The following is a 15,122-nucleotide window of genomic DNA, read 5'->3' on the forward strand; positions in this document are numbered from 1 at the left end:
CCTCGCTTACAGCTCGTCAGCTAATTGGTTCAGCAGCTCAGAGTGAGCGGCTGCATCAACTGACTTACCAAGAATTTTGGCTGCACCGGCCACGGCCAGCTCAGACACCTGCTTGCGCAGAACTTCTTTAGCGCGGTTCACCTCTTGCTCAACTTCAGCTTGAGCAGCAGCTACCAGACGCTCACCTTCGGCGCGAGCAGCTTCTTTAGCTTCGTCGACGATTTGGTTAGCGCGTTTGTTAGCCTGTTCGATGATTTCAGCAGCTTTTTCTTTACTTTCACGCAGCTGGGAAGCGGCTTTTTCCTGAGCCAGTTCCAGGTCACGTTCGGCACGGTTAGCTGCGTCCAGACCATCGGCAATTTTCTTTTCGCGTTCTTGCATAGCACCCAGCAGGTGAGGCCATACAAACTTCATGCAGAACCACACGAAGATAGCGAAAGTGATGATCTGGCCGATCAGAGTCGCGTTAATGTTCACGCCAGAGCCCTCATGTTCATTGATTAAGGAAGTTCGTTGTTACATGAACCCTTAGGCAGCGAACATCAGGTACAGACCCAGACCAACACCGATCATTGGCACGGCGTCCAACAGACCAGCGATCAGGAACATTTTACCTTGCAGCATTGGACCCAGTTCAGGCTGACGAGCAGTACCTTCCAGCAGACGACCACCCAGCAGACCAAAACCGATTGCTGTGCCCAGAGCACCCAGACCGATCATCAGAGCCGCAGCCAGGAATACCAGACCGTGTTCCATAGTTATCTCCAAATATAGAAGTTAAGTTAGTGAGTTAAGGGTTAAAAAAATTAATGATCTTCGTGCGCCATGCTCAGATACACGATGGTCAACATCATGAAAATGAACGCTTGCAGTGTGATCACCAAAATGTGGAAAACAGCCCAGGCCCACTGCAGGACACCGCCCAGCAGACCGAGGAAAGCACCAGCAGAGAACATCAGCGCGATCAAGATGAAGATCATCTCACCGGCATACATGTTACCGAACAAACGCAGTGCCAGAGAGATCGGCTTAGCGATCAGTGCGATCGATTCCAGGAAGAAGTTAACCGGAATGAACAGCGCCTGGACAACAGGGTTTTTCGCATTGAATGGGTGCAGCGTCAGCTCGCCCACAAAACCGCCGATACCTTTAACCTTGATGGAGTAGAAAATCATCATGGCAAAAACAGTCAGAGCCATACCCAGGGTGATGTTCACGTCAGTAGAAGGAACAACCTTCATGTAGTGAACGCCCAAAGCACCAAAAATGGTTGGCAGCACGTCAACCGGGATCAAATCCATGAAGTTCATCATGAAGACCCAGGTAAAAATAGTCAGGGAAAGAGGCGCAACCAGTGCATTTTTGCCATGGAATGCTTCCTTAACGGTGTTGTCGATAAACTCGACGATCATTTCCACGAAGTTCTGGAAGCCGGTAGGCACCGCAGTGGTGGCCTTTTTGGCAGCACGCCAGAACAAAAACATCAGCATGGCGCCGAGACCGAAAGACCAGCCAAGGGAATCCACGTGTACCGCAGAAAAGCCCATATCTGCTGCTTCCTGGCCGCTGTGAGCCATAGTCCAGGTCGCTTCAGTCAGTTCAGTTTCAGTACCATCCGCATTATGACGAACATAACCAGCAGGCAGTTTGCCGTAGGTCAGATTGGTTAAATGGTGCGAGATATACTCTTGGGAGTTACCAGCCATTGTTCACTCTCAATTCCAAAGGTTTATAAATTAGCTATCTTTGCTGCGGCCAGATGGCCCAGCTGCACTGTTATGAACGCAGCAAACAGTGCCAGAACATTCAGAGGCTCGACGCGCTGAAAAATCACAGCAAAACTCAGCGCCGTCAGCACAAATTTCCAGGATTCCCCCTGGTAAAACGACTGTACGATCTGTACAGAAGACCGGGCTCCGCTATAACGGAACGCACGCCAGACAAAGTACGCATTAGGCAGGGCGCAGGTTAAGCCCCCCAACAATGCCGACTTGGCGGCTACATCGCTATGCAACCAGGCAACCAATGCGGCCAGAACCGTCAGGATCAGTTGTAAAATCACGATCCGGTAGGCCGGAGGACGCGGTATGCCTGTCATCCTTAGCCCCACAATTGGTCAAAAATCTGCAACAGCCTATTTTAAGGCGCGGTGATTATATTGGCTCGACCCTTCAGCTTCAACCGAAACCGGGGGGCAAAACGAGAATAATTCGACCAATAGGTATGATGCAGGTCAGGCAAAGGCTGAATCCCGCGCCAGTTTGAGCGGCGCGAGTCCCAACGTCAGGATTTGTCAGGCTTACGTAAGAAAGTGATGACTTACTTAATGCTGCCTGAGCGCCACTCTCAGACGCCCCGTGGCATCCTGACGTTTATGCCTCCGAAGGGTACACAGAGTTCTATCAATAGCCATTTGCATTCGCCCTTCACATGCATAGGCTGCCCCTTTTGCTTTTGTCCGGAACAACCAATGAAGAAGGGAATCCTCTTACTGCTGCTATCGCTGCTCAGTGCCTGCGGCGGCGACAATAACTCATCCCAGAGCCCTACGCCACAGCCAGAAAACCCCGACACGCCTGTCGCCGGCCTGACCATTCCGGTGGTGGTTCATGTCATGGAGCATCCCGCGTCTGATGACAGCCGTATCAGCGTTGCTAAAGTTCACTCGCAGATAGCCGCACTGAACCGTGCATTCAACCGCCAGAATGATGACCTGAGCCAGGTGCCGGCAGAGTTTCAGCCATTTATCGCCGATATGCAGATCCGCTTTGAACTGGCCACAACCGACCCGCAGGGGCAACCAACCACCGGAATTACCCGCACCACGCAGAATATTGAGCTGGCACCGGAGGAATACCGCTGGGGTTATCGCTATCTGCATTACAGCGCTTTAGGTGGTAAAGACCCCTGGCCACGGGAGCGCTATCTCAATATCTGGGTCAGTGATATGCGCGACCACCATGGCAAAGTTGGGCTGGCCGGACGCGCCAGCCTGCCCGGCGACCCGGCGGAAGAAGATGGTGTGCTTATCGCCACTTTGGCTTTTGGCACAGAACCGCCACTGGAGCAGGGGCTGCATCTGGGCAAAACCACCGCCCACGAAGTCGGCCACTGGCTGGGGCTGAAACACATCGCCGGTGAACAGGAGAGTTGCAATGTCGATGACGGCATCAGTGATACACCACTGAGCAGCAGCAATTACGGCGGTCTGAACCCCTCCCACCCGAGCTCAACCTGCGACAGCGCCGATATGTTTATGAACTATATGTCTCTGGCCCGTGACGAAAGCCTGCTGATGTTCAGTCAGGGTCAGAAAGCTGCGGTCTGGTCGGTACTTAACGAAGGAGGGGAGCGGCATTCGCTGTTGCTTAACAGTCGTAACACCGCTGCAGACTGACTTACTTGATATGCGCCAGAATGCCGTCCAGCTCATCCAGATTGGTGTAATTAATCACCAACTGGCCTTTGCCTTTGGCACTGTGCTTGATGGCCACTTTGGCGCCCAGACGATCACCCAGTAAACGCTCCAGACGCTGAATATCCGGATTGGGCTTGCTGGCACTTTTATCCTCTGTTTTACCTTCCTGCAGATGACGCACCAGCGCTTCGGTCTGACGCACGGTCAGCGTACGACTGACCACCTGCGCCGCGGCTTCGCTCTGCTGGCCACCACTTAAACCGAGCAGGGCGCGGGCGTGGCCCATTTCGATATCGCCGTGTTCGAGCAAGCGCTTTACGTCTTCGTTCAGGTTCATCAGACGCAGCAAATTGGCAACGGTGGCGCGGTTTTTACCCACCGCTTCGGCGACTTCCATCTGCGTCAGTTCGAACTCGTGTTGCAGACGGTGCAGAGCGGCGGCTTCTTCCATCGGATTCAGGTCTTCGCGCTGAATATTTTCAATCAGCGCCATGGCGATGGCGGCATCGTCGGCCACATCACGAATCAAAGCCGGAACGGTATCGAGCTGAGCCAGCTGGCAGGCGCGCCAGCGGCGCTCACCGGCAATGATTTCAAAACGATCATCGGCGCTGGCCAGCGGACGCACCACAATCGGCTGCATCAGACCCTGCGCTTTAATAGAGGCCGCCAGTTCTTCCAGCGCTTCCGGCTGAATGTCTTTGCGCGGCTGATACTGGCCCGGCTGAATCCACTCGACCGGCAGGTGACGCAATTCACCGGCCTCAGCCGGCACACTGCTTTCAATGTTCTCTGCGTTGTCCGGCTGAGTGGCGACGGCGGCCGCCCGCGAGCTGGTCAGCAGGGCGTCGAGGCCACGGCCAAGGCCGCGTTTTTTCTTTGTCATGCGTTCAGATAACCTTATTCAGCTTTCAGGCCGTCGCGGCCTGACGGGTGCGGCGGTTCATTTCTCCGGCCAGGGCCAGATAAGCAACCGCACCACGCGAGGATTTGTCATAACTCAGCACCGGCACGCCGTGGCTTGGCGCTTCGGCCAGACGCACATTGCGCGGAATCACAGTGCCATACACCCGGTCGCCGAAATGGCTGATCAACTGGGTGGAAACATCAACGGTGAGGCTGTTACGCGGATCGTACATGGTGCGCAGCAGGCCTTCGATTTCCAGTTTCGGATTAGAAGTTGCCTTGATCGACTCAATGGTCTGCATCAGAGCACTCAGACCTTCCAGCGCGTAGTACTCGCACTGCATCGGGATAAGTACTCCCTGAGCCGCCACCAGCGCGTTGACCGTCAGCATATTCAATGACGGCGGGCAGTCGATCAGGATGTAGTCGTAATCCGGGCGCACTTCGGCCAGCGACTCGCGCAGGCGGCTTTCGCGCCGTGGCAGATCCATCAGCTCCACTTCGGCAGCGGTTAAATCGCCATTGGCCGGCAGCAGATCAAAGCCAGCCGTCGCTTCGGTTTTCTGAATCGCGGCGGCGGTGCGGCATTTGCCGGTCAGCACATCGTATAAAGAGACATCCAGATCGTGCTTGTCGATACCACTGCCCATGGTGGCGTTGCCCTGCGGATCGAGGTCCACCAGCAGCACGCGGCGCTTGGTCGCCACCAGCGAGGCGGCCAGATTCACCGCAGTCGTGGTTTTGCCGACACCACCTTTCTGATTCGCAATTGCCAGAACTTTGCTCACAACTCAGCTTCCTTCAGTGCCTGACGGCGATCCGCCTTCAATCGTTGGTATTAACCGGCAGCAGGCGCAGCAGATGCCGTTCGCCTTCCACACCGGGAACGCTGATGGCATCGGAAGCCACCACGCGGAATTTGTCGGCGATGGCGGCAATTTCATCCTGTGGATATTGCCCTTTCATCGCCAGAAAGCAGCCCTGCTCAGCGCGCAGATGCTGACACCAGTGGGTCATATCGGCGAGCGAGGCAAAAGCGCGGCTGACAATCATATCGAAAGGCCGGGGGGGATGATATGCCTCGACCCGATCGTTCACTATGGTCACGTTATCCAGCCCGAGTGCGGTGCGCGCCTGAAACAGAAAACGGGTTTTCTTGCCGTTACTGTCGAGCAGGGTGAAGGTTTTATGCGGGTTCATAATCGCCAGCACAATGCCCGGCAACCCCGGCCCGGTGCCGACGTCGGCAATATTGTCCGCTTCCTGCACAAAGGGATGCACCGCCAGACTGTCGAGCAGATGCAGCGCCACCATACGCTCCGGTTCGCGGATAGCGGTCAGGTTGTAGGCTTTGTTCCACTTCTGCAGCAGATCCAGATAGGCACGTAACGCACCCAGCTGCTCTGCCGTCAGGGCAATCTGCATCTGTTCGGCGCCGTACGCCAGCTGGCGGGTTAAGGAATCTGTTTCAGCATTCATGGTGCATCAAACCGGCTAGATAGAAGGCCGCGGATATTAGCATATGCCCGCAACAGACGGGAAACGCGCACCCGCAGGCTTAACCTACATTCACCAGACTTGTTCCGGACATAACCTAAGTCGGATTGGGCTTATCAGTGGTTAGCCCTATCATGCACATACTCATTAACGGAGCCAGCGTATGAATTCCACTGCCAGTCATCAGCCATCCTCCCACTGGTGGCCTATTATCGCTGCGGCGGTATCGCTGATTGTTGTGCATGGCTTCGGCCGCTTTGTGTACACGCCGCTGCTGCCACTGTTGGTTGATGACGGCCTGATCACACTGTCTCAGGCCGCATCCCTCGCCACCTGGAACTACGTCGGCTATTTAAGCGGTGCGATGCTGGCGCTGTTTCTCTATCAGCGTGGCCATGGCCGTATTACGCTGGCGCTGATGCTGACCAGCAATGCACTGATTACTTTGCTGCAGGTATTCGTCAGCCAGTACGAAATCCTCGCCACCCTGCGCCTGCTGAACGGCATAGGTAACGGTGTGGTCTTTGTGCTGGCACCAGCACTGGTGCTGGAGTGGCTGGTTACGCAACAGAAGGCGCAACTCAGTGGCCTGATGTATCTGGGGGTGGGCATTGGCCTGCTCAGCTCCAGCGCGCTGGTTGAACTCAGTGCCGCCTGGCTGGCCGGCCCGCAACGCTGGCTGCCAGCGGCCATCGCCGCCATTCCGCTGGCGTTGTGGAGCAGCTGGTATCTGCATCGTTTACCCGGCCATGCACCGGCCGGGCAGGGTGACGATCATTCAGCACTCTGGGACCGCGCCAGCACGCCGCTATTTCTGGCCTATGCCGGTGCCGGGTTAGGCTACATTCTGCCGATGACCTTTCTGCCGGCGGTAGCGGCCGACTGGCAACTGACGCTGGTGCCCAGCGCCTGGCTGTTAGTCGCCATCACCTCGCTGCCATCGACCTGGCTGTGGAATCATTTAGGTGCCGCTATCGGTGATAAAACCGCACTGTTGTGGAACTACGCCATTCAGGCGGCGGGGGTCGGGGCGCTGTTGCTATTGCCGCAACAGTCGGCGGGATTATGGCTCTGTGCGATTCTGGTCGGTGGTACGTTCTTAGGCGCGGTGCTGCTGACTCAGCGGCTGGCGCGCAGCCTGCACCCGCATCAGGGACCAAGGTTGAGCGCTGCGCTTATTGCACTCTACGGCTTCACCCAGCTGCTCGGCCCCTGGCTGGCAAAACTCGGCATTGAAGGCGGAGCCAGTCTGTCATCCACCTTTATCTGGGGATTTGCAGCATTGGTATGGGCCTTTGTATTAATGTTGTGGGTACCCGCACGCCGCGATCACTGAGGACGCTGAGATGTCAGCCAACCAACGCCAGCCAAGTCTCTATATTCCCCACGGCGGCGGCCCGTGTTTTTTTATGGAATGGCCGGGCAACCCGCAGCTGTGGGATAACATGGCGGCCATGCTGCGTTCGATTCCTGCGCGTCTGCCGCAACCACCCAGCGCCATTCTGCTGATTTCGGCCCACTGGGAAGCGCCGGTATTTACCTTTTGCGGTGGCTCACACCCGAAACTGGAATACGACTATTACGGTTTCCCGCCGCATACCTATGAGATTCGCTATCAGGCTTCCGGTGCCCCGGCACTGGCGGAGCGGGCCGCGCAATTACTGCAGGATGCCGGTATCGGAGCGGCGGTGGATAACAACGCACCCTGGGATCACGGTGTGTTTATTCCGCTGAAAGTTGCCTATCCGCAGGAAGAGATTCCGGTGCTGGCGATGTCGCTGAAAAAAGGGCTGAACCCGGCCGAACATCAGGCTGCCGGAAAAGTGCTGGCACAGCTGCGTGACGAAAACGTACTGATCATCGGCAGCGGTCTGAGCTACCACAACCTGCGTGCATTCTTCGCCGACTCAGCCAGCGATGCGGCGGCCGCCAAAACCTTCGATGACTGGCTGATTGACGCCGCAGCACAGGAGGAAACCCAGCGCACTGCAGCGCTCAATCACTGGAGCGATGCCCCCGGCGCACGTCAGGTGCATCCGCGCGAAGAGCACCTGCTGCCGATGATGATGGTAGCCGGAGCCGCGGGCGCGGATCAGGGCAGCACTTTTTATCGCGAAGAAATCATGGGCAAAGCCGTCTCGGCGATTGGTTTCGGGCTTTAACCAGAACTCAGAAATACCAGCGCCAGTTAACGCTGGCGACATGCTCATATTTGCCATCAACAGCAAGGCTGGATACTTCAGCAATTAAGGCTGATCCCTCCAGTGCAATACTGTGCGTCAGTGTCAGCTGTTGCTGTACTTTGCGGTCCGGGGCAAATCTGGGCTGGTAGCGCAGCCAGCTTTTCATACCAAAGACTTCGTACAGATAAGCCCCCACTTCCGGTTCGGCGTAGAGAAAATCGGCATCGTTATTCCGGTACCAACCACCATTCAACAGTGCATACACGCGCAGGTCAGCTGACGCAGCCAGGGTGATACCGGCACCGCCATGAATATTGAAGGCTGTTTGTCGCTGCAGATTATCGTCAGCAAGTGAATAAAACCCAACGCGGAAATCCCCCGAAACGCCACCAGTGAAACGATCCCACGGAGTCAGGGAACGGGCTGAATACAATTGCAGATGATTAAGACGTAATGCTTCATGCTGTGGTGATGCGCGCAACGACAAATCAAACAGTTTTAATTCGTTCTCAGCGAAATACTGGCGGTTGTCATCTTCAATGCCATGACCTACCGCCAACCACTGAAGGCTTAACCAGTCGCTTTTTTCTGTACGCTGATAGCCGAATGAGTAATGTGCATCTTCCGGTGTTTTCAGTGGCGAACGATAATTATCGAGTGTCAGTTCATAGTCAGAAAATTCTGGCGAGTCGGGGATACTCTGACGCAGTATTTCGGTTTTTTTCCTGCTCTGTTCCGTACCGTCAGTGCCAGTCTGCTCTCTGTAATCCAGCACAGCGTTTGCCATTTCACGCAGCAGAAAGCCTTCTTTACCACTGACCTGAGGCAGCTTATCAATTTCACCCTGTTGCCACTGATAAACCACATCCTGCAATTCCTGCGGCACAGTATCCTCAAGCATGCGTACACGCCATTTGGCTGCCGGCGTTATCTCTATGCTTTTAATTTTTCCGCTGCGGTTTACCGCTTTGACCAGATCAATAGGAGTGACCCAGTTACTGTTTTCCAGTTGCGGAATAACCAGACGGATCAGGTCAGCGGATACTGTGGCGCAGTTCTGTGTATGGAAAAAATAATCCATATTAACGGAACGTAATTCCCACAGATGGGCCTGCAACAAGGCACGCTGCCCCTCATCCAGATCAAGTTCATAGCGCCAGACATTGCGCTGCTCTGCCAGATTATAAAATTCGAAATGTGCGCGCAGGGGTTTAACCAGAAAGAAGCCTTCTTTGCCTGTGACCAGTGTTTCCCAAAGCAATTTTATGGGGTTAATGCTGTCGAGTACGGTAAAAAATGACACCGAATGACGGGCATAGAAGCCATCATCCCGCAGTCCTTCAACAGCCAGCATGGCATGGCCAAGCATACTGCTTGGGCTGGTCAGATTCTCAGATGCATAAATAACGCTGATCTGATCAACCGGAACACGCTGCAGAAAAACCCGGTACTCCGGACAATCAGGAAACTCAGGCAGGCTGGCACCGCTTTGCTGTAACAGACTATAGCGGGCAGGAAAGCGACAGATTGCCTGCGGCTGCTGCGCGAATAGCCTGAGCGTTGCCTGCCACTCCCTCTCAGGAGAATAATCGTCCTGCGTCAAAATAAACGCAGGGTCGGTAATCGTGGGAGTTCCGTCTTTTGTATGCAGTAACGAAAGCCAGCGATCATTCAGCCAGCCCGGTACAGCATCTCTGGCGAACGCGGAGTTGCATGCGAATAAAAACCATACAAACAAAAAAAAGGAAGCCCGCAGGCTCCCCTTTATCGGCTCAGTCAACATCGGTTTACTGACAATCAATTACCGCGTTGTCATAGGTCCACATCGAGCCGGTAGCGGCATCAGTGGTGAAACCGGTGGTAGAGAAAACGTTGATGAAGGTTACCACCTCCAGCTTTTTCCGTACGGCAGTCGACGATGCGCAGCTGCTGTCCTGGGTTGCGATAACTTTGGTTGAACCATCTTTTTCCAGCTTCACAGTCGTCGGAGCTGTGTAGTTCTGACCGTCAACGGTAATATCAACCTTTTTACCATTAGAGGTAGAAACATTAATGGTTGCATAGTCTTCGGAAAACAGCGTGGCACAGCCGGCCAGAGAGGCTGCAAACATCATTACCGCAATTTTAATGGCTTTCATTCAGCTAAATCCTTGTTTTATTTAAACGTAAATCCTGAGTGCGGACTCATTATATGAAGATCACTCCCTGCCGCAATTGAAATCATCCTGACCGACTCAGGCAACGTCATTATTACAACTTAAACCCCGGTGCATGATGCAGCTGCCCCTGAATCTGCGCGGCATCATCCAGCGCCTGCTCTAAGGTCTGGCTGCGGGCGGCATTAAACAGGCGCTTGGTTTCCCGCAGGCAGCGGGCGTCGTTGGTGGCCATCTGCCGCGCCAGACCTAGGGCACTGCCCAGCAGCTGAGCGTGTGGCACCACACGGCTGACCAGTCCCATGCGCAGTGCTTCGTCAGCCGAAAATGTGCGCCCGGTGAGCGCCATTTCCAGCGCGTGCTGCATACCGATACGGCGCGGTAATAACCAGGCACCGCCATCGCCGGGAATAATCCCCAGTTTGATAAAGCTTTCGGCAAAGGTCGCCTGCTCGCTGGCAATGGCAACATCGCACATGCACACCATATCGTTACCGGCACCCACCGCCGGGCCATTAACCGCGGCGATAATGGGAATTTCCAGCTGGGCAAACGCCAGCGGGATACGCTGAATAAAGGCTTTGTAATTGGCTGTCAGCTGTTGTGCATCGCCGGCAAACATACCGCTGCGCTGCTGCATCGCCTTGATATTTCCGCCACCGCTGAACACTTTTCCGGCACCGGTAAATACCGCGACCTTAATATCCTGACGGTCGTTAACCTGGGCCAGCGTCTGTTCGATGGCGTCGATCACTTCGCCATCGGAAATGGCGTTTTTAATATCCGGCCGGTTCAGCGTCAGCAGGGCGATGCTTTCGGCACCGCTGTCGTCTTTGCATAATTCCAGAGTCAGGTGTGCGCTGTGATCAGTCATGTTGCAGTTCCTCCAGATCGCGGAAGTGTTGCAGCGCTTCCGGGTTTTTCAGGGCGTCGGTATTTTTAACAGGCAAACCCTGCACCACATTGCGCACCGCCAGCTCCACCAGCTTACCGCTGATGGTACGCGGCAGTTCCGCCACCTGAATAATCTTCGCCGGCACATGGCGCGGCGTGCAGTGACTGCGGATCTGGCTACGGATTTTATCGCGCAGCGCATCATCCAGTGTCTGGCCATTATTCAGCACCACAAACAGCACCACGCGCACATCACCGGCCCAGGGCTGACCAATGGCCAGACTTTCCAGCACCTCGTCCAGCTGCTCTACCTGACGGTAAATTTCGGCGGTGCCTATGCGCACACCACCGGGGTTGAGTACCGCGTCGGAGCGGCCGTGAATAACCAGCCCGGCGGTTTCACCGCTGTCTTTGCCATGATGCGCGACACGTTCGGCGTAATCTCCATGAGCCCAGACGCCATCAGGCTTTTGTGCGCTATAGCGGCTGAAATAAGCATCGTGATATTTCTGCCCGTCGGGGTCATTCCAGAAGCCAACCGGCATCGACGGAAAGGCTCTGGTACACACCAGTTCGCCTTTTTCGCCCGGTGCCAGCGCACGGCCTTCGTCGTCCCAGATTTCCACCGCCATGCCCAGACCTGCGCACTGCAGCTCACCGCGATAGACCGACAGCAAGGGGTTACCCAGCGCAAAACAGGAGATGATGTCGGTACCGCCGGAGATGGAACACAGCGCGATATCGGCGCCGATATCGCGGTACACATAATCAAAGCTTTCATGCGCCAGCGGCGAACCGGTGGAGAGCAGGGTGCGCACTTTATGCGGCTTTCCTTGCTGATGTTGTTGCAGATGTAACTGCGCCGGTTTTATGCCGGCTTTCTCCAGCGCCGACAGGTATTTGGCGCTGGTGCCGAAAATGGTGATGCCTTCTTCGGCGGCCATCTTCCACAACACATCGGGCACCGGGTGAAAAGGCGAGCCGTCGAACAGCACCAGCGTGGCACCGGTGGCCAGGCCGGAAACCAGCCAGTTCCACATCATCCAGCCGCAGGTCGTAAAGTAAAACAGCACGTCATCGGCGCGCACATCGGTATGCAGACGCAGCTCTTTCTGATGCTGCAAAAGCGTTCCACCAGCACCATGGACGATGCACTTGGGTACGCCGGTAGTGCCGGAGCTGTAAAGGATATACAGCGGCTGATCGAACGGCAGCTGGGCGAATTCAATATCATCCTCTGACCACTGCTGCTGCGACGAGGTGATAAAATCCTGCCAGCTCACCGAACCCTGAGGTTTGCTCAGCGCCAGCCCCGGATAAGGCACCGAAATCAGCTGCTGCGGCGGTAATTGCAGCGCATCGCGGATAGCGGCCACGCGCTCACCACAGTCGATAGTTTTACCGGCGTATAAATAACCCTGAGTCGCGATCAGCAGCTTGGGCTGAATCTGGCCAAAACGATCAAGCACGCCCTGCAGGCCAAAGTCCGGCGAACAGGAGGAGAACAGCGCGCCAATCGACGCTGCCGCCAGCATGGTAATCACGGTTTCCGGCACATTGGGCATAAAGGCCGCCACGCGGTCACCAGCTTCAACACCCGCTGCGCGCATGGCCTGCGCCAGCTTCGCCACCTGGGTATAGAGTTCGGCGTAGGTCAGGCTGCGGCGCTGGGCCGGATCTTCGTTGCGGAATACCAGTGCGGCTTTATGGCGGAACGCGGGGTTCTGCGCCGGTGCCAGCAGGTTTTCAGCGAAGTTCAGCCGCGCGCCCTCAAACCAGCGTGCGCCGGGCATCTTATCGCCATCGCTCAGCACAGCCGTCGCCTCATGGCTGGCGATCACATCGCAGTAGTCCCAGATCGCCTGCCAGAAATCTTCGCGCTCGTGGGTACTCCATAAATGCAGGTCATCGTAGTCGCTGAACCGGTGACCACTGGTGCGCTCCAGCCAGTTAATAAAGCCCTGCATCTGCGAGGCGGTACGGCGTCCGGCGCAGGGCGTCCAGAGCGGTTGTTGCTGTTCTGTCATTGGTTGTCCTGTCCTCGTTATTGTCAGAGCATCGTGATTAGAACATCGTGGCTGAAAGCCACTCCTACTGTGGGATCGACTTTCAGTCGCGATCAGTCTGCAGCCACATTGCATCCCAGTAGGGATAATCTCCGACCCGCCTTACCAGCCCGGCACGCAGAGGATTGGCGACGATATAGCGTGCGGCAGGGAGAACGTCTTCTTCGCGCCGGATGGCACGGTCGTGAAAACCGGATTGCCAGACACTCTCTTTGCATCCGCGAAGACGGTTCATCTCCATTGCACTGACCGCCTTCATGCGCTGAGCCCAGGCAGACAAGTCATCATCCTGACCCAGCTGCAACAGCCAGTGCACATGGTCAGGCATCAATACCCAGCAGAGCAATGCCGACGATTTAAGTAACTCTGGCCGTATGAAACACCGGGCGGCGGCAGTAGCCAACAGCGGATCGGTAAAAAACGGCTGGCGGTTAACCGTCGTGCTTGTCAGCAGGTAGATCCCACCTTCAGTCGAGTAACGTCCTTTTCGTAAACGGTGACTGGCAGGCATCCTTGCCTCCTGTTTATTTTATTGCCTGTCTCTTACAGCTATCTCATCGTGGCTGAAAGCCACTCCTACCGGCAATGCCATTATTTGTGGGAGCGACTTTCAGTCGCGATCAGCGCGCGGCCGCTTTGACTGCCATTCGGGCGCTGCAGCTGGTCGCTGATCCACTGCCCGGTTGCTGCCAGCAGCTGCGCGTCGATACCGGTATGCAGACCGAGGCCTTCGACCAGACGCAGCACATCTTCGCTGGCAACATTGCCCGATGCCCCGGCGGCATAAGGGCAGCCGCCCAGTCCGGCAACCGAGCTGTCGACGGTGCGGATGCCCAGCTCCAGCGCGGCGTAAATATTGGCCAGCGCCTGACCATAGGTATCGTGAAAGTGCACCGCCAGCTGCGACACCGGCATATGCAGTGCCAGCGCGCGGATCAGATTCTGCGTCTGCGGCACGCTGCCGGTACCAATGGTGTCACCCAGTGAAATTTCGTAGCAGCCCATATCCAGCAGCGCCTGCGCCACATCGACCACCGCCTGCACCGGCACCTCACCCTGATAAGGACAACCCATCACGGTGGAGACATAACCGCGCACCTGCAGACCAACCGTGCGCGCATGTTCCAGCACCGGGCGGATACGTTCCAGGCTCTGCGCCACGCTGCAGTTAATGTTCTTCTGGGTGAAGGCATCGGAGGCGGCGGTAAACACCGCAACCTCCGAGGCGTTGGCCGCCAGCGCCGCTTCCAGTCCCTGCAGATTGGGGGTGAGGGCGGCATAGCGCACGCCGGGCTGACGCTTAAGCTGCAGCAGTACGCGGTCGCTGTGCTGCATCTGCGGCACCCATTTGGGCGAGACAAAACTACCAGCCTCGATATGACGCAGGCCTGCGGCGGCCAGCCGTTCAATCAGCTCGCAGCGCAGCTCAACACTGAGCGCCTGCGCTTCATTCTGTAAACCATCGCGCGCGCCGACTTCGACAATGCGCACGCTGTCCGGATGTGCCCGCTGCATCATGCGTCGGCCTCCGCTGCTGCCTCTTCAGTTATCTCCAGCTGCAACAGCTCAGTGCCTTCGGCTACCTGATCACCGGCCTGATACAGCACCGCCTGCACCAGCGCGGCCTGCGGCGCGCGGATGCTATGCTCCATTTTCATTGCTTCCATAATCATCAGCACCTGACCGGCTTCAACCTGTTCGCCCGGCTGCACTTTAACCTCCAGCACCTGACCGGCCATGGGTGCGGTCAGACCGCCATGATCATCCTGTGCCTGCTCGCCCAGCCAGCGGCTACGCACAAAGCGCTGACTGCCCTGCGGCAGAAACAGCAGCAGTTCATGCTCGCTCAGTGCCAGCGGCAGCGATTGCTGCTGACCGTTTACCCGCGCCTCCAGCTGCAGCAGGCGGATATCACCGGCCTGACCCTTAAGCTCCAAGCGCCCCTGAATCTGCACACTGTGATCGGCCAACTGCAGGTTCCAGCTCTGATTTCTGTCCAGAC

17 protein-coding genes are annotated in these 15,122 nt (G+C 56.3%); 3 read left to right on the top strand and 14 right to left on the bottom strand.

Annotated elements, in window-relative coordinates; all coding sequences use genetic code 11:
* Positions 1–6: 6 nt before the first annotated feature.
* The 4 genes from B3P58_RS12350 to B3P58_RS12365 are packed head-to-tail and all read right to left on the bottom strand — an operon-like array spanning position 7 to position 2,098.
* Positions 7–477, bottom strand: a complete 471-nt coding sequence (locus tag B3P58_RS12350; protein ID WP_145467409.1) for a F0F1 ATP synthase subunit B — start codon at positions 475–477, stop codon at positions 7–9.
* A gap of 51 nt (positions 478–528) precedes the next feature.
* On the bottom strand, positions 529–756 hold the full coding sequence (gene atpE, locus B3P58_RS12355) for a F0F1 ATP synthase subunit C (protein WP_414716572.1): 228 nt from the start codon (positions 754–756) through the stop codon (positions 529–531).
* Between the two features lie 50 nt (positions 757–806).
* Complete coding sequence (atpB, locus tag B3P58_RS12360; protein WP_145467407.1) at positions 807–1,706, bottom strand: F0F1 ATP synthase subunit A; 900 nt, start codon at positions 1,704–1,706, stop codon at positions 807–809.
* A gap of 23 nt (positions 1,707–1,729) precedes the next feature.
* The gene (locus tag B3P58_RS12365; RefSeq protein WP_145467405.1) at positions 1,730–2,098 is read right to left on the bottom strand and encodes a F0F1 ATP synthase subunit I; all 369 of its coding nucleotides are present in this window, start codon (positions 2,096–2,098) and stop codon (positions 1,730–1,732) included.
* 372 nt (positions 2,099–2,470) lie between these two features.
* Here B3P58_RS12365 and B3P58_RS12370 point away from each other — a divergent pair, with 372 nt between their 5' ends.
* Positions 2,471–3,397, top strand: a complete 927-nt coding sequence (locus B3P58_RS12370) for a M43 family zinc metalloprotease (protein WP_286717814.1) — start codon at positions 2,471–2,473, stop codon at positions 3,395–3,397.
* A 1-nt stretch (position 3,398) separates the two neighbouring features.
* Here the strand turns inward: B3P58_RS12370 and B3P58_RS12375 are convergent, their stop codons facing one another.
* Genes B3P58_RS12375 through rsmG form a run of 3 tightly spaced genes read right to left on the bottom strand, consistent with a single transcriptional unit; the run spans position 3,399 to position 5,803 of the window.
* Positions 3,399–4,304: a ParB/RepB/Spo0J family partition protein gene (locus tag B3P58_RS12375; protein ID WP_286717816.1), complete on the bottom strand. Its 906-nt coding sequence runs from the start codon at positions 4,302–4,304 to the stop codon at positions 3,399–3,401.
* Positions 4,305–4,329: 25 nt separating this feature from the next.
* Complete coding sequence (locus B3P58_RS12380) at positions 4,330–5,112, bottom strand: ParA family protein (protein ID WP_260997897.1); 783 nt, start codon at positions 5,110–5,112, stop codon at positions 4,330–4,332.
* A 37-nt stretch (positions 5,113–5,149) separates the two neighbouring features.
* Complete coding sequence (gene rsmG / locus B3P58_RS12385; protein ID WP_225691254.1) at positions 5,150–5,803, bottom strand: 16S rRNA (guanine(527)-N(7))-methyltransferase RsmG; 654 nt, start codon at positions 5,801–5,803, stop codon at positions 5,150–5,152.
* Positions 5,804–5,984: 181 nt separating this feature from the next.
* On the opposite strand from rsmG, the gene B3P58_RS12390 reads away from it, so the two are divergent.
* Both B3P58_RS12390 and B3P58_RS12395 read left to right on the top strand, forming a co-directional pair.
* Positions 5,985–7,157 carry a YbfB/YjiJ family MFS transporter gene (locus tag B3P58_RS12390; protein WP_286717820.1) on the top strand — a complete coding sequence of 391 codons (1,173 nt, stop codon included), beginning with the start codon at positions 5,985–5,987 and terminating at the stop codon, positions 7,155–7,157.
* A gap of 10 nt (positions 7,158–7,167) precedes the next feature.
* Entirely contained in the window at positions 7,168–7,983 is an 816-nt protein-coding gene (locus B3P58_RS12395) for a DODA-type extradiol aromatic ring-opening family dioxygenase (protein ID WP_286717821.1), read from the top strand.
* Positions 7,984–7,990: 7 nt separating this feature from the next.
* Here the strand turns inward: B3P58_RS12395 and B3P58_RS12400 are convergent, their stop codons facing one another.
* The 7 genes from B3P58_RS12400 to B3P58_RS12430 form a co-directional block, all read right to left on the bottom strand.
* Positions 7,991–9,607, bottom strand: a complete 1,617-nt coding sequence (locus B3P58_RS12400; RefSeq protein WP_286717823.1) for a DUF4105 domain-containing protein — start codon at positions 9,605–9,607, stop codon at positions 7,991–7,993.
* Between the two features lie 184 nt (positions 9,608–9,791).
* Entirely contained in the window at positions 9,792–10,142 is a 351-nt protein-coding gene (locus B3P58_RS12405) for a hypothetical protein (RefSeq protein ID WP_230331764.1), read from the bottom strand.
* A gap of 112 nt (positions 10,143–10,254) precedes the next feature.
* Positions 10,255–11,034: an enoyl-CoA hydratase-related protein gene (locus B3P58_RS12410; protein WP_286717826.1), complete on the bottom strand. Its 780-nt coding sequence runs from the start codon at positions 11,032–11,034 to the stop codon at positions 10,255–10,257.
* Complete coding sequence (locus B3P58_RS12415) at positions 11,027–13,081, bottom strand: acetoacetate--CoA ligase (protein WP_286717827.1); 2,055 nt, start codon at positions 13,079–13,081, stop codon at positions 11,027–11,029. The genes B3P58_RS12410 and B3P58_RS12415 overlap by 8 nt, the downstream gene beginning before the upstream one ends.
* 82 nt (positions 13,082–13,163) lie before the next feature.
* Entirely contained in the window at positions 13,164–13,631 is a 468-nt protein-coding gene (locus tag B3P58_RS12420; protein WP_286717828.1) for an REP-associated tyrosine transposase, read from the bottom strand.
* 80 nt (positions 13,632–13,711) lie between these two features.
* Positions 13,712–14,638 (bottom strand): hydroxymethylglutaryl-CoA lyase, encoded by a 927-nt coding sequence (locus B3P58_RS12425; protein WP_286717830.1) that lies wholly within the window; start codon positions 14,636–14,638, stop codon positions 13,712–13,714.
* Positions 14,635–15,122: acetyl-CoA carboxylase biotin carboxyl carrier protein subunit (locus B3P58_RS12430; protein ID WP_286717832.1), on the bottom strand; the 488-nt coding region annotated here is incomplete at its 5' end. The genes B3P58_RS12425 and B3P58_RS12430, both read right to left, overlap by 4 nt.

The organism is Thalassolituus sp. UBA2009 (assembly GCF_002335285.1).
Lineage (GTDB): Bacteria > Pseudomonadota > Gammaproteobacteria > Pseudomonadales > Oceanobacteraceae > Venatoribacter > Venatoribacter alkanivorans.